This is a genomic window from Rathayibacter sp. VKM Ac-2926 (genome assembly GCF_022815565.1).
Lineage (GTDB): Bacteria > Actinomycetota > Actinomycetes > Actinomycetales > Microbacteriaceae > Rathayibacter > Rathayibacter festucae.
In genome coordinates this window covers 12,961-33,801 of the sequence record NZ_JALGRS010000010.1, presented here as the reverse complement: position 1 = coordinate 33,801, position 20,841 = coordinate 12,961, and the positions used below count along the sequence as shown (strand labels likewise).

The following is a 20,841-nucleotide window of genomic DNA, read 5'->3' as shown; positions in this document are numbered from 1 at the left end:
CGGGGAGCCGCTCCTCCACCACCACACCGCGGGCCAGCGACGTCCCGATCCGCTACGACTCTCGTGAGGACGGTCCCCATGGCTCCCGTTCAGCCCTCGCCCCGCGTCCCCGCCGCGCCGTTCCTCGGCACCCCGCCCGCACAGGGGATGTACGACCCGGCGGCCGAGAAGGACGCCTGCGGTCTCGCCATGGTCGCCACCATGCGCGGGACGGCCGGGCACGACATCATCGACGCCGCGCTGAACGCGCTGCGCAACCTCGAGCACCGCGGCGCGGTCGGCTCCGACGCCGGCACCGGCGACGGCGCGGGGATCATCACCCAGATCCCCGACGACTTCCTGCGGGCCGTCGCGGCCGTCGAGCTGCCCCCCGTCGGGCAGTACGCGGTCGGCAACGCCTTCCTCCCGGTCGACGTCTTCGAGCGCGAGCGGGTCAAGTCGACCATCGCCGAGATGGCCCGCGAGGAGAACCTCACCGTCCTCGGCTGGCGCTCCATCCCCGTCCAGCCGGACGAGATCGGCACGCTCGCCCGCGCCGCCATGCCGGCGATCGAGCAGCTCTACGTCTCGAGCGAGCTCACCGACGCGGCCGGCGTGCCTCTGGCCGGGCTCCGCCTCGACCGCCTCACCTTCCGCCTGCGCAAGCGCGTCGAGCGCGAGCTCGAGGTGTACTTCATGTCGCTCTCGAGCCGCACGCTCGTCTACAAGGGCATGGTCACCACGCTCCAGCTCGAGCCGTTCTACCCCGACCTCTCGGACGAGCGCTTCACCTCGAAGCTCGCGCTGGTGCACTCCCGCTACTCGACCAACACCTTCCCGTCCTGGCCGCTCGCGCAGCCGTTCCGGATGATCGCGCACAACGGCGAGATCAACACGGTGCAGGGCAACCGCAACTGGATGCGCGCGCGCCAGTCGCAGCTGAAGAGCGCCGAGCTCGGCGACCTCTCGCCGCTGTTCCCGATCGTCTCGACCGGCCGCAGCGACTCCGCCTCGTTCGACGAGACGGTGGAGCTGCTCACGCTGGCCGGCCGCTCGCTGCCGCACGCGATCATGATGATGGTCCCGGAGGCGTGGGAGAACCAGGCCACCGCGATCGACCAGAAGCGCCGCGCCTTCTACGAGTACCACTCGATGCTCATGGAGCCGTGGGACGGCCCGGCCGCGATCGTCTTCACCGACGGCGACCTCGTCGGCGCCACGCTCGACCGCAACGGCCTGCGCCCCGGCCGCTACGTCGTCACCGACGACGGCCTCGTCGTGCTCGCCAGCGAGATCGGCGTCCTCGACATCGACCCCGCGAAGATCGTCCGCAAGGGCCGGCTGCAGCCGGGCCGGATGTTCCTGGTCGACACCGAGCAGGGCCGCATCGTCGAGGACGAGGAGATCAAGGCGCAGCTCGCCGACTCCGGGCCCTTCGACGAGTGGCTCGACAAGGGCCGCATCAACCTCAAGGACCTGCCGGAGCGCGAGCACATCGTGCACACTCCTGCGTCGGTCAACCGCCGCCAGCGCACCTTCGGCTACACCGAGGAGGAGGTGCGGCTGCTGCTGCTGCCGATGGCGAAGGCCGGCGCCGAGCCGCTCGGCGCGATGGGCTCCGACACGCCCGTCGCGGTGCTTTCCAAGCGCCCGCGACTGCTGTTCGACTACTTCACCCAGGCGTTCGCGCAGGTGACCAACCCGCCGCTCGACTCGATTCGCGAGGAGGTCGTCACCTCGCTGCGCCTCGGCCTCGGACCGGAGCGCAACCTGCTCTCGGCCGGCGCCGAGCACGCCCGCCAGGTCGTCCTCGACTTCCCGGTGATCGACAACGACGAGCTGGCCAAGATCCAGCACATCGCACCGCGCCCGCTCAGCCACATCACCACGACGATCCGCGGCCTGTACCGCGTCGACGCCGGCCCCCGCGCCATGCAGGACCGGCTCGACGCCATGTGTGCCGAGGCCGACGAGGCGATCGCCGCCGGCGCGCAGTTCCTCGTGCTCTCGGACCGCGACTCCACCAAGGACCTCGCGCCGATCCCCTCGCTGCTGATGCTCGCCGCCGTGCACCACCACCTGATCCGCACCGAGAACCGGATGCGCGTCGGGCTGGTCGTCGAGGCCGGCGACGTCCGCGAGGTGCACCACGTCGCGACGCTGATCGGCTATGGCGCCTCCGCGGTGAACCCGTACCTCGCGATGGAGACCTGCGAGCAGCTGGTGCGCAGCGGCATGATCTCGGACCTCTCGCCCGAGAAGGCCGTCAAGAACGTGATCAAGGCGCTCGGCAAGGGCGTCCTCAAGATCATGTCCAAGATGGGCATCTCGACCGTGTCCAGCTACGCCGGCGCGCAGACCTTCGAGGCCGTCGGCCTCAGCCAGGTCTTCGTCGACCAGTACTTCACCGGCACCGCCTCCAAGCTCGGCGGCATCGGGATCGAGGTCGTCGCCGAGGAGAACGCCGCGCGCCACCGCGCCGCGTACCCCGAGGACGGCGCGGTCGTCGCGCACGAGCGCCTCGCGGTCGGCGGCGAGTACCAGTGGCGCCGCGACGGCTCGCCGCACCTCTTCAACCCGGACACCGTCTTCCGGCTGCAGCACTCCACGCGCAACCGCCGCTACGACGTCTTCCGCGAGTACACGAAGATGGTCGACGACCAGGCGCTCTCGCTGATGACCCTCCGCGGCATGTTCACCCTCGACACGGAGGGCCGCACGCCCGTCCCGATCGACGAGGTCGAGTCGGTCGAGTCCATCGTCAAGCGCTTCTCCACCGGGGCGATGAGCTACGGCTCCATCTCACCGGAGGCGCACGAGACGCTCGCCATCGCGATGAACCGCCTCGGCGCCAAGTCGAACACCGGCGAGGGCGGCGAGGACACCGAGCGACTGCTCGACCCCGAGCGCCGCTCCGCGATCAAGCAGGTCGCCTCGGGACGCTTCGGCGTCACGAGCATGTACCTGACCCACGCCGATGACATCCAGATCAAGCTCGCCCAGGGCGCCAAGCCCGGCGAGGGCGGCCAGCTGCCGCCGACCAAGGTCTACCCGTGGATCGCGCGCACCCGGCACGCTACCGCGGGAGTCGGCCTGATCTCGCCGCCGCCGCACCACGACATCTACTCGATCGAGGACCTCAAGCAGCTGATCTTCGACCTCAAGCGGGCGAACCCGAAGGCGCGCATCCACGCGAAGCTCGTCAGCCAGTCGGGCATCGGCGCGGTCGCGGCCGGCACGGCCAAGGCCCTCGCCGACGTGATCCTCGTCTCGGGCCACGACGGCGGCACCGGCGCGAGCCCCGTCAACTCGCTCAAGCACGCCGGCACGCCGTGGGAGCTCGGCCTCGCCGAGACCCAGCAGACGCTGATGCTCAACGGCATGCGCGACCGCGTCGTGGTGCAGGTCGACGGCCAGATGAAGACCGGCCGCGACGTCGTCATCGGCGCCCTGCTCGGCGCCGAGGAGTTCGGCTTCGCCACCGCCCCGCTGATCGTCGAGGGCTGCATCATGATGCGCGTCTGCCACCTCGACACCTGCCCGGTGGGCGTCGCGACGCAGAACCCCGAGCTGCGCAAGCGCTTCAACGGCAAGCCCGAGTTCGTCGTCAACTTCTTCGAGTTCATCGCCCAGGAGGTGCGCGAGTACCTCGCCCAGCTCGGCTTCCGCTCGATCGACGAGATCGTCGGCCACCGCGAGCTGCTCGACGTCAACCGCGCCATCGAGCACTGGAAGGCGAGCGGGCTCGACCTGACGCCGATCCTGGTCGGCCCGGTCTTCCGCGCCGAGGAGCCGCGCCGCCACGGCCGCGCGCAGGAGCACGAGCTGGAGAAGCACTTCGACAACGAGCTGATCCGCCTCGCCGCGAACGTGCTCGACCACCGCGGCACTGTGGTGATCGACCGCGAGATCAAGAACACCGAGCGCGCGGTCGGCACGATGCTCGGCCACGAGGTGACCGTCCGCTACGGCGAGAACGGGCTGCCGGCCGACTCCATCACCGTGAACCTGCGCGGCTCGGCCGGGCAGTCGCTCGGCGCGTTCCTGCCCGCGGGCATCACGCTGCGCCTCGAGGGCGACTCGAACGACTACGTCGGCAAGGGCCTCTCCGGCGGTCAGATCGTGGTGCGGCCCGACCGCCGCAGCACCTTCGACGCGTCGGCGAACGTCATCGCCGGCAACGTCATCGGCTACGGCGCGACCCAGGGCACGATGTTCATCCGCGGAATGGTCGGCGAGCGCTTCCTGGTCCGCAACTCCGGCGCCACGGCGGTCGTCGAGGGGGTGGGCGACCACGCGCTCGAGTACATGACCGGCGGGCTCGCCGTCATCCTCGGCGCGACCGGCCGCAACCTCGGCGCGGGCATGTCCGGCGGCACCGCCTACATCCACGACCTGAGCCGCGAGCTCGTCAACCGCGACGCGATCGCCACCGGGGAGCTGACGCTCTCCGAGCTCGGCAGCGCCGACGTGGAGATCCTCCGCGACCTGCTCGAGCGGCACGTGGCCGAGACCGAGTCGACCCTCGCCCAGGGGATGCTCGACGATTTCGACGGAACCGTCTCGCGTTTCGTCAAGGTACTGCCCCGCGACTTCGCCGCGGTGCTCGCGACGCGAGCATCCGCTGTGGAGGAGGGGCTCGACCCCGACGGCGACGTCGTCTGGGGACGGATTCTGGAGGTGACCGGTGGCTGATCCCAAGGGATTCCTGAAGGTGCAGGACCGGGAGCTGCCCAAGCGGCGCCCGGTGTCCGTGCGGCTGATGGACTGGAAAGAGGTGTACGAGCAGGGCGACACCGCCGTGCTGCGCCGGCAGGCCGGCCGCTGCATGGACTGCGGCATCCCGTTCTGCCACAAGGGCTGCCCGCTCGGGAACCTGATCCCCGAGTGGAACGACCTGATGTGGCGCGGCGAGGGCCGCCAGGCGATCGAGCGCCTGCACGCGACCAACAACTTCCCGGAGTTCACCGGCCGCCTGTGCCCGGCGCCCTGCGAGTCGTCCTGCGTGCTCGGGATCAACCAGCCCGCGGTCACGATCAAGCAGATCGAGGTCTCGATCATCGATCAGGCCTTCGGCAACGACTGGGTGCAGCCGCACCCGCCGGAGCGCCTGACCGGCAAGACGGTCGCCGTCGTCGGCTCCGGCCCCGCCGGTCTCGCCGCCGCGCAGCAGCTCACCCGCGCCGGGCACACCGTCGCGGTCTACGAGCGCGACGACCGCATCGGCGGCCTCCTGCGCTACGGCATCCCCGACTTCAAGATGGAGAAGAAGCACCTCGAGCTGCGCCTGAACCAGATGAAGGCCGAGGGCACCCGTTTCCGCGCCGGCGTCGACATCGGCACGGACATCACCTGGGACGACCTGCGCGCGCGCTACGACGCCGTCGTGGTCGCCACCGGCGCGATGGTCCCGCGCGATCTGCCGATCCCCGGCCGCGACCTGGCCGGCGTGCACTTCGCGATGGAGTACCTGGTGCAGTCGAACCACGCCATCGCGGGCGACCGCGTGTTCGAGCAGATCTCGGCCGAGGGCAAGCACGTCGTCGTCCTCGGCGGCGGCGACACCGGAGCGGACTGCATCGGCACCGCGCACCGCCAGAAGGCGGCCTCGGTCACCAACCTCGCGATCGGCACGCAGCCGCCGTCGCAGCGTCCGGACAGCCAGCCCTGGCCGATGGACCCGACCGTCTTCGAGGTCGCCAGCGCCCACGAGGAGGGCGGGGAGCGCGTCTACCTCGCCTCCACCGTCGAGTTCCTCGCCAACGAGGTCGGCGAGGTCCGCGCCGTGCGCGTGGCCGAGACCGAGTACCTCGACGGACGCCGCGTGCCCAAGGCGGGCACCGAGCGCGAGATCCCGGCCGACCTGGTCCTCCTGGCCCTGGGCTTCACCGGCCCCGAGTCGGAGCACCTCGCCGGCCAGCTCGAGGTGCCGTTCACGGACCGCGGCAACGTGGTCCGCGGCGACCGCTTCGAGACCAGCGTCCCGGGCGTCTTCGTCGCCGGGGACGCCGGCCGCGGCCAGTCGCTGATCGTCTGGGCGATCGCCGAGGGCCGCTCCGTCGCGGCCGAGATCGACCGCTACCTCGAAGGCACCACCCAGCTGCCCGCGCCCGTCGGGCCCAACGACCGGGGCTTCACGCTCTAGTCCCACGGACGCGATAGTCTTCGCGCGCCAGCTTCACAGCTCACCCTCCCCGCTAACGACGCGCCCTCGGGCGCAGAACAACGGAGCACCCCCTCAATGAGACGAGCGAAAATCGTCGCCACCCTCGGCCCGGCAACGTCGTCGTACGAGACCATTCGTGCGATCATCGACGCCGGCGTGGACGTGGCCCGCATGAACCTCAGCCACGGCAGCTACGACGTGCACGAGGGCATCTACCGCCTCGTGCGGAAGGCCGCCGAGGACTCCGGTCGCGCCGTCGCGATCATGGTCGACCTGCAGGGCCCCAAGATCCGCCTCGGCAAGTTCGAGGGCGGTCCGTACCCCCTCGCCGAGGGCGACGTCTTCACCATCACCACCGAGGACGTCCTCGGCACCAAGGAGCTCTCGGGCACCACGTTCAAGGGCCTGCCCGACGACGTGAACCCCGGCGACATGCTCCTGATCGACGACGGCAAGGTCGCGGTCCGCGTCACCGCCGTCGAGGGCCCCCGAGTCATCACCGAGTGCGTCGTCCCCGGCAACATCTCGAACAACAAGGGCATCAACCTGCCCGGCGTCGCGGTCAACGTGCCCGCGCTGTCGCAGAAGGACGAGGACGACCTCCGCTGGGCCATCCGCCTCGGCGCGGACATCATCGCGCTCTCCTTCGTGCGCAACGCCAGCGACATCGTCCGCGTGCACGAGATCATGGCGGAGGAGGGCCGCAAGGCCCCCGTCATCGCCAAGATCGAGAAGCCGCAGGCCGTCGACAACCTGCAGGAGATCATCGACGTCTTCGACGGCATCATGGTCGCCCGCGGCGACCTCGGCGTCGAGCTGCCCCTCGAGGCCGTGCCGATCGTGCAGAAGCACGCCGTCGAGCTCGCCCGCCGCTGGGCCAAGCCCGTCATCGTCGCCACCCAGATGCTCGAGTCGATGATCGAGAGCCCGCGCCCCACCCGCGCCGAGGCCTCCGACGTCGCCAACGCCATCCTCGACGGAGCCGACGCGGTCATGCTCTCCGGCGAGACCAGCGTCGGCGCCTGGCCGGTCGTCACCGTCCAGACCATGGCCCGCATCGTCGAGTCCACCGAGGAGCACGGGCTCGAGCGGATCCCCCCGCTCGGCAGCAAGCCGCGCACCCAGGGCGGCTCCGTCACCCTCGCCGCCGCCGAGGTCGCCGAGTTCGTCGAGGCCAAGTTCCTCTGCGTCTTCACCGAGTCCGGCGACTCCGTCCGCCGCATGACCCGCCTGCGCCACGGCATCCCGATCATCGGCTTCACCCCCGAGCCCTCGGTCCGCCGCCGCATGGCGCTCAACTGGGGCGTCCAGTCCTACGTCACGCCCCGCGTGAACCACACGGACGCCATGTTCGCCCAGGTCGACGCCGTCCTCCTCCGCGAGAACCTCGCGAAGGCCGGCGACACCGTGGTCGTCGTCTCCGGATCGCCCCCCGGACGCGCCGGGACCACCAACGACATGCGCGTGCACGTCGTCGGCTCCTCCAGCTCCTCGGAGCCGGTGGAGAACTGGGACCACTGAGTTCCTGCAGAAGGGCCCGGTCGCTAGCGCGGCCGGGCCCTTCTGCGACGGACTCCTCGTTCCTCGTCGTCCGTCGGCGGTCGGCTTCTTGGGGGGTCGCGTCGGCAAGGGCCGGTCGCGTTCCGGGTACGACGATCCGCTGGCACGCGGATCGCCCGTGACCCTGCGGAGCGGCGGCCGGTCTGCAGGGGTGGCGACCCCTCCGGGGCGCCACGCTCCGGAGCGGGGGTGGGTGCTTCCGCTCCTGCTGGTCGAGCAGCCGCGCGTCCATGCTGGTCGAGTAGCCGCGCAGCGGCGTATCGAGACCCACGCCCGCCAGCGCGTCGGGTGCAAGGGCCGCGGCCCCTTCGGGGCGCGAGCCGCTCCAGACCACCCCGGCCGAGCATGCGCAGTGGCCCCACCAGAGGGCCGTGCCTTCCATGCTGGTCGAGTAGCCGCGTGGCGGCGTATCGAGACCCGGCGTTGGCAGCAGGGCGGGTCTGCAGACTCGTTCGGGCGCGGGTGGATCTCGATGCGCCCGCTCCGCGGGCTGCTCGAGCGGCATGCTCGCGCCCGACGATGCGGTGCGATCCTCGGGGGCGTCGCCGCCGGTCCGGGGGCGGCTGCGGGCCGCGCTAGCGTGGGGGCATGCGACTCGGCGTGCTCGACATCGGCTCCAACACGGTCCATCTGCTGCTCGTCGATGCGCACCCGGGGGCGCGGCCCGTGCCGTACCGGTCGCACAAGCGCAGCCTCGCGCTGGTCGCGTACCTCGACGCCGCCGGCGACATCACGGAGGAGGGGCAGCGCGAGCTGATCTCCTTCGTCGCCGAGGCGCACGAGGTCGCCCGCCGCCACCGCGCGGAGGACCTGCTCGCCTTCGCCACCTCCGCGATCCGCGAGGCCGGCAACGGCGCCGCGGTGCTCGAGCGCGTCCGCACCGAGACCGGCGTGCACCTCCAGGAGCTCGGCGGCGAGGCCGAGGCGTCCGCGACCTTCCTCGCCGTGCGCCGCTGGTTCGGCTGGGGCGCCGGCTCGATCCTCGACCTCGACATCGGCGGCGGCTCCTTCGAGCTGTCGATGGGCGTCGACGAGGTGCCCGAGCTCGCCGTCTCGGTGCCGCTCGGAGCCGGCCGCGTCACCCGCGACCTCCTCGACGGCGACCCCGCCTCCGCCACGAGCGTCAAGGCCGCCCGCCGGCACGCCCGCGAGGTGCTCGCCGAACCCGTCCGCGCCTTCCTCGCCCTCGGCACCCCCGACCTCGTGGCCGGCACCTCGAAGACCTTCCGCTCCCTGGCCCGGATCGCCGGCGCCGCTCCCAGCGCCGCGGGCCCGCTCGCCCGCCGCGAGCTGCACCTCGTCGACCTGCGGCTCTGGTCCTCCCGCCTCGCCGCGATCAGCGCGGCCGACCGCTCGGCGCTGCCCGGTGTCTCCACGCTCCGCGCCCCGCAGCTGCTGGCCGGCGCGCTCGTCGCCGAGGCGGCCATGGAGGCGCTGCACGTCGAGACGCTCGTGATCTGCCCGTGGGCGACCCGCGAAGGCCTGATCATCCGCCGCTTCGAGCTCCTCGACGCGCAGCTGCAGCGCGAGGAGCCTCAGCTGAGCGTGATGCTGTAGGAGAAGGCGCGCTGCTCGCCCGGGGCGAGCACGAACTGCCGCGGCTTGTCGACGATGTCGCCGTCCCAGCCCTCCGGCGTCGGCACGCTCCGCCACGGCTCGATGCAGACGAACGGCGCGCCGACCGGCTTCCAGACGCCGACGACGTCGAAGTCGCCGCTGTCGACCGCGATCGAGCGCGCGCCGTCGGCCTCGAGCGTCAGCGTGCGGCGGCGGGGCTCGTCGAAGATCAGCACGCCCTCCTCGAAGTGCGTGTCGTCCACCGTGAGCACGCCGTCCTCGAGCGGTGCCGGGTGGCGCTCGGCGACGAGCAGGTTCTCGGGAGCCCGGCGGAAGCCCTCCGGCTCGGGCTGCGCGAAGCGGATCCGGTGCTCACCGGTCGCGCCGGGCAGCGGCAGGGCGAACGCCGGGTGGTTGCCGACCGAGGCGCCGAGCGGCTCCGTGCCGCGGTTCTCGACGGTCTGCGTGATCCGCAGCGTCGATCCGGTCACCGCGTAGGCGATCAGCAGCGACCAGTCGAAGGGGAACACCGCGCGGGTCGCGTCGTCGCTGCGCAGCCGGAAGACGGCCTCGTCGCCACCGACGCCGGCCAGCTCGAAGACGCGGTCGCGCGCGAAGCCGTGCTGGCCCATCGGAAAGTCGCGGCCGTCGTGGTGCAGGGTGTCGCCCGGCAGCCGCCCGATGATCGGGAAGAGCACGGGAGCGTGCCGGCGCCACTCGGGGCCGGCCTGCCAGAGGTACTCGCGGTTCTCGGTGTCGCGGAGGGAGGTCATCTCGGCGCCCGCGGTCGTCAGCGCCACGCGCAGCTCGTCGCTGCCGATCGCGAGGACGGTGGGCTCGGGGGAGTCGTTGCTGCTCATCCTCCGATTCTGCCGCTGACCCGGGCCGGCGCGGGGACCGGCGCCGCACCGACGCGGGATCGGTGTCGGACCGGCGTGACAGCATGGGGCGATGCCTCCCGAGAAGTCCGCCGCCTCCTGGCGCGCCCGCGTGGGCGAGCTGAGTGGCGGCGAGCCCGGAGAGCCGACTCCGACCCTCACGCCGATCGGCCTGCAGTTCGAGCTGCGCCGCCTGGTCCGGCGCGCCGACGACCCGTGGCGCGCGCCGACGAGCGAGCGCGTCACCGCCGCGACCTACGACCCCGCCGAGCGCGACGACCACCGCCTCGCCACCCGCCCGGTCGTGCCCGGCCGCGGCGGCGCCTGGAACCGGACGACCCTCACCTGGAAGTCGCTCAACTTCCAGACCCACCGGCTCTCGCTGGATCCGGCGCATCAGCGCTGGTTCGCCGAGTTCGCCGCGCTGCACCGGGCCACCCGCACCGTGCACCTCGGCCAGGACCCGGACTGGATCCACCTCGACGACTACGAGAGCCCGCTGCTCTGGCGGCTGCTCGAGCAGGCGGAGGGCCTGCGCATCCCGCTGCTGACCACCGGCACGGGTGCTCTCGCGCGCTCCGCCTCCGCGCACGTCGCCCTGGTCGCCTCCGAGCTGGCCGGCGCCCTAGATCTCACACCCGTCCTCCGGCTCGACGCCGGCGAGCGCCCGCTCGAGGCCGCGAGGCCCATCGCCCGGCACGGCGTCTACCTGGTGGAGGCCGGCGACCCGACCGCGCTGCTGCTCGCGCCGACCCCGCAGCCGCTCGACGAGGAGGAGCTGCGGCTGCTCCGCCATCCCGAGCCGACGGGCATCCCGGCGGAGGACGTCGCCGAGTTCCTGGCGGAGCACCTGCCGACCCTGCGCGGCCGAGTCGCTGTGCGCGGCGCGGACGCCGGGATGGAGCTCGACGAGCCCGAGCCGCCCCGGCTGGTCTGCACCGTCTCGTTCGAGCCGCGCCGCGTCGTCCGCGTCGGCTTCCACTGGCGGCGCAGCGCCGACCGGGCGCGCGAGCTCGACGGGGGCGGCGACCACGCGCTCGAGGACTCGATCCTCCGCCGCGCCCGGACCGTCCTGGCGGCCGCGCAGTCGGACGTCGTCCCCGACGTCGACCGGCCGGCGGTCCTGCGCGGCGCGGCGGCGGCGGTCTTCGTCGTCGAGCAGCTGCCGCTCCTCGAGGGCGTCGGCGGCGTGCGTGTCGAGCGCGAGGGGAAGCAGCCCGACTACCGGCTGCTCAACGGACCGCTCACGCTCACTCTCACCGCGGCCGACACCGAGAGCGCCGACTGGTTCGACCTCGGCGTCGTCGTCACGATCGGCGACGCGAGCGTCCCCTTCGGCCCGCTGTTCCGCGCGCTCGCGAACGGCGGCGACCGGATCCGGCTCGTCGACCACTCCTACCTCTCGCTCGCGCATCCCGGCCTCGATCGGCTCCGCGAGCTGCTGCAGCGCGCCGACGAGCTGGAGGAGTGGGAGACCGGCCCGCGGATCGGCCGGCACCAGACCGCGCTCTGGGAGGAGCTGGACGAGCTCGCCGACGCGAGTACCGCCTCCGACGCCTGGAAGGACGTGCTCGAGAACGCGCTGGCCGCGGGTGCGCCGGTCGACGTCGAGCCGCCGGCCGGCCTCACCGGCGAGCTGCGCTCGTACCAGCGCGAGGGCTACTCCTGGCTCGTGCACCGCCGCCGCCATGGGCTCGGCGGGATCCTCGCCGACGACATGGGGCTGGGCAAGACGCTGCAGACCCTCGCGATGATGCTGCAGGCGGTGGAGGAGGCGCGCGCCGCCGGAGTCCGCGCCGCGCCCTTCCTCGTGGTCGCGCCGACCTCGGTGCTGCCCGGCTGGCTCTCGGAGGCGGCGCGCTTCGCCCCCTCCCTCCGGATCGCGGCGGTGACCAGCACCCGGGACGGGCGCGGCGACACCCTCGCCGCCCTGCCGGCCGATCTCGACGTCGTGGTCACCAGCTACGCGGTGCTCCGCCTGGCCGGCGAGCAGTGGGCCGAGCGGGAGTGGTCGGCCCTCGTCCTCGACGAGGCGCAGTTCGTGAAGAACCCGTCCTCGCAGGCGCACCGGGCCGCCCGCGGCGTCGGGGCGCCGATCACCCTCGCCCTCACCGGCACGCCGCTCGAGAACTCGCTCGACGAGCTGTGGGCGGTCCTCGCGCTGACCGCGCCCGGTCTCCTGCCGTCGCTGCGGCGCTTCCGCGAGGAGTTCACCCGCCCGATCCTGCACGCGGACGAGCCGGTCGGCATCGTCTCGCCGGACCTGTCGGCGGGGCGCACGGTCTCGCACTCCGAGGGTGCGCGGCGGCGCCTCGAGAGGCTGCGCCGCCGGATCCGCCCGTTCCTGCTGCGCCGGACGAAGGAGGCGGTGGCGCCCGAGCTGCCCGAGAAGCAGGAGCAGACCCTCGAGGTCACCCTCGCCCCGAGTCACCGCGTGCTCTACGACGGCTACCTGCAGCGCGAGCGGCGGAAGCTCCTCGGGCTCGTCGACGACCTCGACCGCCAGCGCTTCACCGTGTTCCGCTCGCTCACGCTGCTCCGGCTGCTCGCCCTCGACGCCTCGCTGGTCGATCCCGCGTACCGGCACGTGCCCTCGGCCAAGCTCGACGCGCTGATCGAGCAGCTCGACGACGTGCTGGCCGAGGGGCGCCGGGCGCTCGTCTTCAGCACCTTCACCTCGTACCTCGAGCGGGCGGCCGAGCGGCTGCGGCGGCGGGGGATCCCGTTCGTGCAGCTCGACGGCTCCACCCGCGACCGGGGTGCGGTGATCGAGGAGTTCCGCTCCGGAGCCGCGCCGGTGTTCCTGATCAGCCTGAAGGCGGGCGGCACCGGGCTCACGCTGACCGAGGCCGACCACGTCTTCATCCTCGACCCCTGGTGGAACCCCGCCGCCGAGGCCCAGGCGGTGGACCGCGCACACCGGATCGGCCAGGAGCGCCGGGTCAACGTCTACCGGCTGGTGGCGAAGGACACGATCGAGGAGAAGATCGTCCGGCTGAAGGAGCGGAAGGCTCGGTTGAGCACCGCCGTGCTCGACGAGGGCGAGCTGTTCGCGCAGGCGCTCACCGCCGACGACCTGCGGGAGCTGCTGGGGGAGTGAGGCGGGCCGGCACCTCCTGGCGTGATCCGAGGACCTCGGACGAGCCCGGCGGCCCGGGTGCCTCATGCCCTGTAGCACCCCTGGCGGAGTGAGGGAAGAGACGGTCGCACCCAGGATCCGAGCGCAGACTCGATGGATGAGTCGACGCCGTCCCCGCCCCCGCCCCGACTGGGTCGCCGCCCTCGAGACGGGCGACGACGCGGGACTGTTCGGCCCCGGCAGCGCCGTCTGGGCGGTCAACGGCGCGATGCCGACGATGGTCGCCGGCGTCCGCGCCCTGCTGATGCAGACGCTGCACGCGGGCGCGATGGCCGGCGTGCACGACCACTCCCGCTACCGCGAGGACCCGATGGGCCGCCTCGACAACACCGTGCGCTGGGTGCTCACCACCAGCTTCGGCGACACCGCCACCGCCTCCGGAGCCGCCCGCTGGGTGACCGGAGTGCACGAGCGGATCGTCGGCACCTACCAGGACGCCGCCGACGTCGAGCGGCACTACTCGGCCCAGGATCCGCGGCTGCTGCTCTGGGTGCACGACGCCTTCACCGACGCCTTCCTCGGCGCGCACGAGCTGTGGGGCGGCCCGATCCCGGGCGGCGCCGACGCCTACGTCCGCGAGTGGGCCGCATCGGGCCGCCTGCTCGGGGTCGAGAACCCGCCCGAGAGCGTCGCCGAGCTGCGCGAGCAGCTGGCCGGGTTCGCAGGCGAGCTGCGTCCGGACGAGCGGGTGCACGAGGCGGTCGAGTTCCTCCGGACGGTGAAGCTCCCCGGGGAGGCCGGCGTGATCTACCCCCTGCTCTTCGCCGGTGCCACCGCCTCCCTGTCGCCCGAGGTGCGCCGCCTCCTCGGCCTCCGCCGCCCGTGGTGGCCCGCGATCACCGCGACCCGCCTGCTGATGCGCTCCCTCGAGCTCTACCTCGGCCGCGTCTCGCCCAGTGAGCGCGCCGCGCGCACCCGCCTCGGCCGCCTCGCCGCGACGCGCACCGCCGCGAGCTGACCCGGGCTCGGACTCCGCCGTTCTGCCGCGGCCCATTCCGCGCACCTCCGGCTCGCGGAATCGCTCCCGGCATGCCGGATCCGCTCGTTCCCGCGTGCCGAAGCCGGTTTCGCGAGCCGGAGGTGGCGCGCGGAGCAGCCGACTGCCCGATCGGCTCGCAGAATCACGTCCGGCACGTCGGATCGGCGCGTTCCCGCGCGCCGAAGCCGGTTTCGCGAGCCGGAGGTGGTGCGGCGAGTGGCCGCGTACCCGTTCGGCTCGCGGAATCACGTCGGGCACGTCGGACCAGCTCGTCCCCGCGTGCCGAAGTCGGTTCCGAGTGCCACAGGTGATGGCGCGAGCAGCCGCGCACGCCTCCGGCTCGCTGAAACGCGTCGGGCACGACGGATCCACCGGATCCCGCGGGCCGAACCACTTCTCGCGAGCCGGAGCCGACCGGCCCACCAGTTCGCCGGGTTTTCCGAACACCTGTCCGGGAAGTGGTAGACTGCCGGAGATGTCTTCCGCTCGAGCCGCCTCTCCGCACGGAGTGGAGGCACCCGTCACCCCGGGGCCCGCGTCGGCCGATCCGCGCACGCGCCGCACCCGCCGCCGGGTCTTCGACGCGGTCGAGCGGCTCGTCATGCAGACCGACGGCGGCCGTGCCGAGGGCATCGCGGTCAGCGACATCGTCCGCGAGGCCGGCATCAGCCGCAGCTCGTTCTACTCGCACTTCGAGGACGCGGCGGCCGTCGCCTCCGCCCTCCTCCGCGAGGACCTCGTCGTCGCGGACGTCGCCGCTCCCGACCCCGCGGACCGCACCGGCGCCCGCGCGCTCCGACGCGGCTACGTCCGTCTCGTCGACCGGCTGGTCGACCGGCACGCCTTCCACGCCCGGCTCCGCGCCCGCGCCTCGGCCCGGGTCGCCTCGGACGACGCCGTCCTCGACACCGTGCTCGCCCTCCACCGCGAGGTGCTCGCTCGCGTCGACGCCCCCGCCGGCGTCGACCCCGAGCTGACGGCGACCTTCGCGGCCGGCGGCGTGCTCGCCGTGGTCGGCGCCTGGCTCGCGGGCGGCCTCGACGGCACCGACGAGGAGCTCGTCGAGCAGCTCGTCGCGCTCCTCCCGCCCTGGCTGGCTGACGCGCCGCTGCGGGCCCCGGACTCCTCCTCCCTCCCACCACGCCCCACGATGAAAGGCACGACATGATGACATTCGAGGTCGGCGAGACCCTGGTCTACCCGCACCACGGAGCGGTGACGATCACCGGGCTCGAGAAGCGCTCGGTCAAGGGCGTCGAGAAGACGTTCATGACGATGAACGTGCACACCAGCGAGCTCACGATCACCCTGCCCGTCGAGAACGCCGAGCTCGTGGGGGTCCGCGAGATCATCGACGACGCCGGCGTGCAGGCCGTCTACGACGTGCTTCGCAGCGACGTGGCCGAGGAGGCCAGCAACTGGTCGCGCCGGTTCAAGGCCAACCAGGAGAAGATGGCGAGCGGCAGCGTCTACCGCGTCAGCGAGGTCGTCCGCGACCTCTGGCGCCGCGAGCAGGCCGGCGGAGTCTCGGCCGGCGAGAAGCGCATGCTGCTGAAGGCCCGCCAGATCCTGGTCTCGGAGCTCTCGCTCGCGCTGAAGGCCACCGACGAGGAGGCCTCCGCGAAGCTCGACGAGGTCCTCGCCTCGGCGATCTGATCCGCCCCGACGGCGCGTCCACCCTCCGGGGCGGGCGCGCCGTCGGCGTCTCCGGACCCCGGCTCGCTACCGCCGTCAGCCGTCCTAGGCTGGTGGAGGCGGCCGGACGCGGTCGCGCGCAGGGGAGCGGACGGGAGCGCGGTCGATGACGGCATCGGACGAGGCGACGAGCGCTGCCGCCGCGCTGCAGGAGCTGCTCGCGCAGACCGTCGTCGAGCTCGAGCTCCGCGGTGTGCCCGATCAGGCCCTCGCCGAGCTCCGCCGGCCGCGCGCGATCCTCGGCTTCCGCCGCGCGCCCGTGATGGCCCCGGTCACCCGGGCCTGGCGACTCGGCGTCCTGCTGCTCGGGCACGACGGCGACGTCTTCGCGACCGGCTCGGTCACCCGCTCCGTCGCGCCGCTGCACGCCAACAACCAGTCGGAGTCGCAGGAGGCGCGCCGGGAGATCCGGAAGGCCGCCTTCGACGGACCCTTCCAGGAGGGCGAGATCGTCAACCACGGCTGGCGCCGCCTGGCGATCGACGCCGAGAGCCTCGCCGCCGGTCAGGAGCCGCTGTCGCTCCGCGGCGACCGGGTGGTGGTCCGCTGGGCACCCGGCCTCGGCGAGCAGGGCCTCATGCCGCTCGAGCGCTACCTCGCCGACCGGCTCGACCTGCTCGAGGGGGCGTAGGAGCCGACCGCTCCGGCCGGCTCCGCCGCATCACTCCGACGCGTCACTCCTCTTCGGCGACCGGGTGGAACCAGGGCGGGTAGACCGCGACGCGGGGAGTGGCCCCGCTGTTCTCGAACATCGCCTTGACCTTGTTCTTCATGGTGACCGACGGCACGCCGACGACGGCGATCTCCTCGATCGGGAAGCGGTCCGGCACGAGCGCCTCGGCGCTGCGCAGCGCGGGCTCGTCGACGAGGAGCCGCGCGAAGGTGCGCACGAGGGCGTCGCCCTCGGTGAAGCGGGTGAGCACGTGCGACGCGTCGCCGTCGCTCAGCACGGGCGCGGAGGACAGCGAGCCGACCAGGACGACGAACTGCGACGCGGTGGTGGTGTGCGCGCGGGGGGACCAGTGCGGGAGCACGCGGTCGCCGCGGAGGTCGGCCCAGAGCGCGGCGTCGGGGGAGAGGAAGAACGGGACGTAGCCGGCGACGCTGACGCCGTCCTTGACCTGGACCGCGCGGCGGTGCTCGCGGGTCGTCTCGGCGCTGACGTCGACCGCGGGGCGGCCCTCGAGGTTCTGGTCGGCCAGGACGGCGCCGGCGGCGACGATCGCCTCGAGGTTGTCGAGGTGGGTCACGTGGTAGATGCGCTGCGCGGTGATGTCCACCTGGGGGAGCGGCTTCTCGCGGGCGGTGCCGCGGGCGGCGGCGCGCGCGGTGGCCGCACGGGACGTCCCGGGCACGCGCACCGGAGCCCGGGTGCGGCCCTGCGGCTCGGGGAGCTTGGCGGGGGAGCAGACGTCGCAGAGAGCGATGTCCAGACCGTGGATGCATTCTTCGGGCACGCGTGTAATCCTTCTGCGCGCGGTCTCGGGATTCCGGCGCAAGGTCGACGTTACGCGACCGCGGCGACCCCGTGCCGTCCCGGCGGTGATCCGCGGACCTCCGACGTGCCCGGCCGCGCATCGCCTGGGAGCGGGAGAGGCGCCGCCGCCCGCCCGCGTAGCGTGGGCCGGATGAAGCGCACACCCCCCGCCGAGGGACAGGAATCCGTCTGGGACTACCCGCGACCGCCCAGGGTCGAGCCGACCGCCGAGCACGTCGTGGTCCGGCTCGGCGGCGTCGTCGTCGCTGACACCCGGGAGGCGTTCCGCGTCCTCGAGACCAGCCACCCGCCCGTCTACTACCTGCCGCGCAGCGCGTTCGCGGAGGGCGCGCTCGAGCCCGCCCCCGGTCGCAGCATCTGCGAGTTCAAGGGCGCGGCCTCCTACCTGACGGTCCGCGGCGGCGGAGCGGTCGCCGAGGCGGCCGGCTGGATCTACCCGGAGCCGATGCCGGGCTTCGAGCAGCTCGTCGACACGGTCGCGCTCTACCCGGGGCGGATGGACTCCTGCACCGTCGACGGCGAGACCGTGCAGCCGCAGCCGGGTGACTTCTACGGCGGCTGGATCACCTCCCGCGTGGTCGGACCGTTCAAGGGCGCGCCCGGGACGATGTTCTGGTGACGCTCCGGCGGCTCGGGCGTAACGCCGGGTAACGGCCGGACGCGCCGCCCTCCTCCTCTGCCACGGTGGTGCCCACTGCCGGAGGGCGGGCACGAGGGAGGCGGATCATGGCACGGCACGGGCACGCGAGCGAGGACGGCTGGGGCTTCTCGACCCGGCAGCTGCACGCCGGAGCGGTCGAGGACGCGCTGCACGCGCGGCGCACCCCGATCTACCTCACGGCCGGCTTCAGCTTCGACTCCTTCGACGAGGCGCGCGACCGCTTCGCCGGCGCGGACGGCTACACCTACACGCGGGTCGGCAACCCGACCACCGACGCCGTCGAGCGCCGCCTCGCCGCCCTCGAGGGCGGCGTCGACGCGCTCGTGGTCGGCAGCGGCCAGGCGGCCGTCTCGGTCGCCCTGCTCGCGCTCGCCTCCGCGGGCGATCACGTGGTCGCCGCCGCGAGCCTCTACGAGGGCACCCGCAACCTCCTGCTGGAGAACCTCGCCCGCCTCGGCGTCGGCGCCACGTTCGTCGAGGACGCCGACGATCCGCTCGCCTGGGCCGCCGCGATCACTCCGCGCACCCGCGCCGTCCTGATCGAGTCGATCCCGAATCCGCGCAACGACGTGGTGGACGTCCGGCTCGTCGCCGAGGTCGCGCACCGCGCCGGCGTCCCCGTGGTCGTCGACAACACCTTCGCCACCCCGTACCTCCTCCGCCCGCTCGAGCACGGAGCCGACATCGTCGTGCACTCGGCGAGCAAGTTCCTGGCCGGGCACGGCGCCGTCATCGCCGGGGTGATCGTGGACGGCGGCCGCTTCGAGTGGCGAAGGCCGCACTATCCGCACCTCGCCGCCGCGATCGAGCGCGGCGGCGATCCCGAGCGCGCCTTCGCCGACTACGCCCGCCACGTCGTCGCCGGCCGGATGGGGCCGACCGTCTCGCCGCTCACCGCCTTCCTGCTCGAGCAGGGCCTCGAGACGCTGTCGCTGCGCGTCCGCCACCAGTCGCGCAGCGCCCTCGCCGTCGCGCGCTGGCTGGAGGAGCGGCCCGAGGTCGCGAGCGTCGACTACAGCGGACTCGCCTCCAGCCCCTCGCACGCGCTCGCCCGCCGCCTGCTGCCGCGCGGGCAGGGCTCGGTCTTCTCCTTCACGCTGCACGGCGGCGAGGAGGCGGCGCGCCGCTTCTCGGACGCGCTCGGCCTCTTCACCCGGATGACCCACCTCGGTGACGTCCGCTCGCTCGTGCTGCACCCGGCCTCGACCACGCACGTCGGCCGCACCGCCGAGCAGCTCGAGGCCGCGGGGATCGGCCCCGGTCTGCTGCGGCTCTCCATCGGCATCGAGGACGTCGAGGACCTCCTCGCCGACCTCGAGCTCGGGCTGCGCGCCGCGGCCGTCCGGCCGCTGGTGCTGGCGGAGGCGTCGTGAGCCGGCCGCAGCACTTCGCCTGGTTCCTCTCCCGGGGCTTCGGGCCGCAGGCCTGGGGGCAGCCCGGCTGGGAGTGGGACCACTCCTGGACGACGGCGGAGGTCTACCGGCGCAGCGCCCGCGAGCTCGAGCAGGCCGGCTTCGACCTCGTCATCATCGAGGACGCGCTGTCGCTCGGGAACGCGAGCACCCTCGATCTCCGGATCCGCCGGGCCTACGGCGGACCCAAGCACGACCCGCTGCTGCTGGCGCCGTCGCTCTTCGAGGCGACGCAGCACCTCGGCGTCGCGCCGACCGTGAACCCGATGGCCTACAGCCCGTATCAGGCGGCGCGCCAGTTCGCCACGCTGCAGCACCTCAGCGGCGGCCGGCTCGGGCTCAACGTCGTCACCGACGTCGGCAGCAGCCGGCACTTCGGCCTCGAGCCGCTCCCGCACGACGGCGCCTACGACCGCGCGCACGAGTGGCTCGACTCCCTGCGCGAGCTCTGGCGCAGCTGGGACGACGGCGCGCTGATCCAGGACGAGGCGACCGGCCGTTTCGCCGACGGCGACCGGCTGCGCGCCATGCAGCACCGCGGGACGCACTACTCCTTCGACGGCCCGCTGAACGCGCTGCCGTTCGGCACCGGGTCCTCCTCGGCCGCCGCCGGCCCGGGCGAGCCGGTCATCGTCTCGCCCGGCGGCTCGCCGCGCGGCATCGACTTCGCCGGCGCGCAGTCCGAGATCCAGCTGGCCCTCGCCTCGCTCGACACCGCGACGGTCCGCGCCTACCGCGAGCGGGCCCGCGCCGCGGCCGCCGCGCACGGCCGGAACCCCGACGACCTCACCATCCTCTTCGTCTTCAAGCCGATCATCGTCTCGAGCCGGGAGGAGGCGCAGCGCCTCGTCGACGCCTCCGCGCACCCCGACGACGCGGCGCTGCTCACCGCCGCGGCCGCCTGGTCGAGCGACCTCGAGACGGACCTGACCGCGCTCGACCTCGACCGCCCGGTCGACCCGGCGGTCTTCGGCGAGCACGTCTCGCGCGGCAGCATCGCCGGCCTCTACGGCGGTGCCGACGAGGACGCTCCGCTGCGCGCCCTGCTCACCGCGAAGGCCCGGCTCGGCCTGATCGCCGGCCGCAGCGGAGTGGTGGGCACCGCGGAGGAGGTCGCCGACTTCGTCCAGGAGCTCGGCGACGACGCGGACAACGACGGCGTCGCGTTCTCCGGCGACTTCCACCCGGTGACGCTGCACCGGATGCTCGACGAGCTGGTGCCGATCCTGCGCCGCCGCGGGATCCTGCGGCGGGAGTACCCCGGGGGCGGCCTGCGCGGGAGCCTCGCGGAGTTCTGAGCGCCTCGGCGCGGTCGGT

General features: G+C 73.2%; 14 protein-coding genes. 12 read left to right on the top strand and 2 right to left on the bottom strand.

Going from position 1 to position 20,841, the window contains the following annotated elements:
• Positions 1-78: 78 nt before the first annotated feature.
• From gltB to MT351_RS14175, 4 genes are all read left to right on the top strand, one after another.
• Positions 79-4,674, top strand: coding sequence for a glutamate synthase large subunit (gene gltB / locus MT351_RS14190; RefSeq protein ID WP_374204776.1), 4,596 nt, complete (start codon positions 79-81; stop codon positions 4,672-4,674).
• Positions 4,667-6,124, top strand: coding sequence for a glutamate synthase subunit beta (locus MT351_RS14185; protein WP_123446240.1), 1,458 nt, complete (start codon positions 4,667-4,669; stop codon positions 6,122-6,124). Before gltB ends, MT351_RS14185 begins: the two co-directional genes overlap by 8 nt.
• 96 nt (positions 6,125-6,220) lie before the next feature.
• Positions 6,221-7,666: a pyruvate kinase gene (gene pyk / locus MT351_RS14180; RefSeq protein ID WP_123446241.1), complete on the top strand. Its 1,446-nt coding sequence runs from the start codon at positions 6,221-6,223 to the stop codon at positions 7,664-7,666.
• Positions 7,667-8,293: 627 nt separating this feature from the next.
• Entirely contained in the window at positions 8,294-9,262 is a 969-nt protein-coding gene (locus MT351_RS14175) for a Ppx/GppA phosphatase family protein (protein WP_127886888.1), read from the top strand.
• On the opposite strand, the gene MT351_RS14170 is transcribed toward MT351_RS14175, so the two are convergent.
• A complete protein-coding gene (locus tag MT351_RS14170) occupies positions 9,241-10,122 on the bottom strand; it encodes an aldose 1-epimerase family protein (RefSeq protein WP_243582469.1) in 882 nt (293 codons plus the stop codon). The two genes, MT351_RS14175 and MT351_RS14170, sit on opposite strands and share 22 nt — an antisense overlap.
• A 91-nt stretch (positions 10,123-10,213) precedes the next feature.
• On the opposite strand from MT351_RS14170, the gene MT351_RS14165 reads away from it, so the two are divergent.
• The 5 genes from MT351_RS14165 (at position 10,214) to MT351_RS14145 (ending at position 16,584) form a co-directional block, all read left to right on the top strand.
• On the top strand, positions 10,214-13,240 hold the full coding sequence (locus MT351_RS14165) for a DEAD/DEAH box helicase (RefSeq protein ID WP_243582468.1): 3,027 nt from the start codon (positions 10,214-10,216) through the stop codon (positions 13,238-13,240).
• 136 nt (positions 13,241-13,376) lie between these two features.
• On the top strand, positions 13,377-14,237 hold the full coding sequence (locus tag MT351_RS14160) for an oxygenase MpaB family protein (protein ID WP_243582467.1): 861 nt from the start codon (positions 13,377-13,379) through the stop codon (positions 14,235-14,237).
• A gap of 496 nt (positions 14,238-14,733) precedes the next feature.
• Positions 14,734-15,426 (top strand): TetR/AcrR family transcriptional regulator, encoded by a 693-nt coding sequence (locus tag MT351_RS14155; RefSeq protein ID WP_123446246.1) that lies wholly within the window; start codon positions 14,734-14,736, stop codon positions 15,424-15,426.
• A complete protein-coding gene (locus tag MT351_RS14150; protein ID WP_123446565.1) occupies positions 15,426-15,914 on the top strand; it encodes a CarD family transcriptional regulator in 489 nt (162 codons plus the stop codon). Before MT351_RS14155 ends, MT351_RS14150 begins: the two co-directional genes overlap by 1 nt.
• A 145-nt stretch (positions 15,915-16,059) precedes the next feature.
• Entirely contained in the window at positions 16,060-16,584 is a 525-nt protein-coding gene (locus tag MT351_RS14145; protein ID WP_123735810.1) for a hypothetical protein, read from the top strand.
• 43 nt (positions 16,585-16,627) lie between these two features.
• Here the strand turns inward: MT351_RS14145 and MT351_RS14140 are convergent, their stop codons facing one another.
• Entirely contained in the window at positions 16,628-17,410 is a 783-nt protein-coding gene (locus tag MT351_RS14140) for a DarT ssDNA thymidine ADP-ribosyltransferase family protein (protein WP_243582466.1), read from the bottom strand.
• A 171-nt stretch (positions 17,411-17,581) separates the two neighbouring features.
• Between MT351_RS14140 and MT351_RS14135 the strand changes: the two genes are divergently transcribed.
• The 3 genes from MT351_RS14135 to MT351_RS14125 all read left to right on the top strand — a co-directional run bounded on the left by MT351_RS14135 (position 17,582) and on the right by MT351_RS14125 (position 20,822).
• Positions 17,582-18,070, top strand: a complete 489-nt coding sequence (locus tag MT351_RS14135; protein WP_243582464.1) for a DUF427 domain-containing protein — start codon at positions 17,582-17,584, stop codon at positions 18,068-18,070.
• A 107-nt stretch (positions 18,071-18,177) separates the two neighbouring features.
• Positions 18,178-19,485 (top strand): O-acetylhomoserine aminocarboxypropyltransferase/cysteine synthase family protein, encoded by a 1,308-nt coding sequence (locus MT351_RS14130; protein ID WP_243582462.1) that lies wholly within the window; start codon positions 18,178-18,180, stop codon positions 19,483-19,485.
• Positions 19,482-20,822, top strand: a complete 1,341-nt coding sequence (locus MT351_RS14125) for an LLM class flavin-dependent oxidoreductase (RefSeq protein ID WP_243582460.1) — start codon at positions 19,482-19,484, stop codon at positions 20,820-20,822. The genes MT351_RS14130 and MT351_RS14125 overlap by 4 nt, the downstream gene beginning before the upstream one ends.
• The last annotated feature ends 19 nt before the right edge of the window (positions 20,823-20,841 follow it).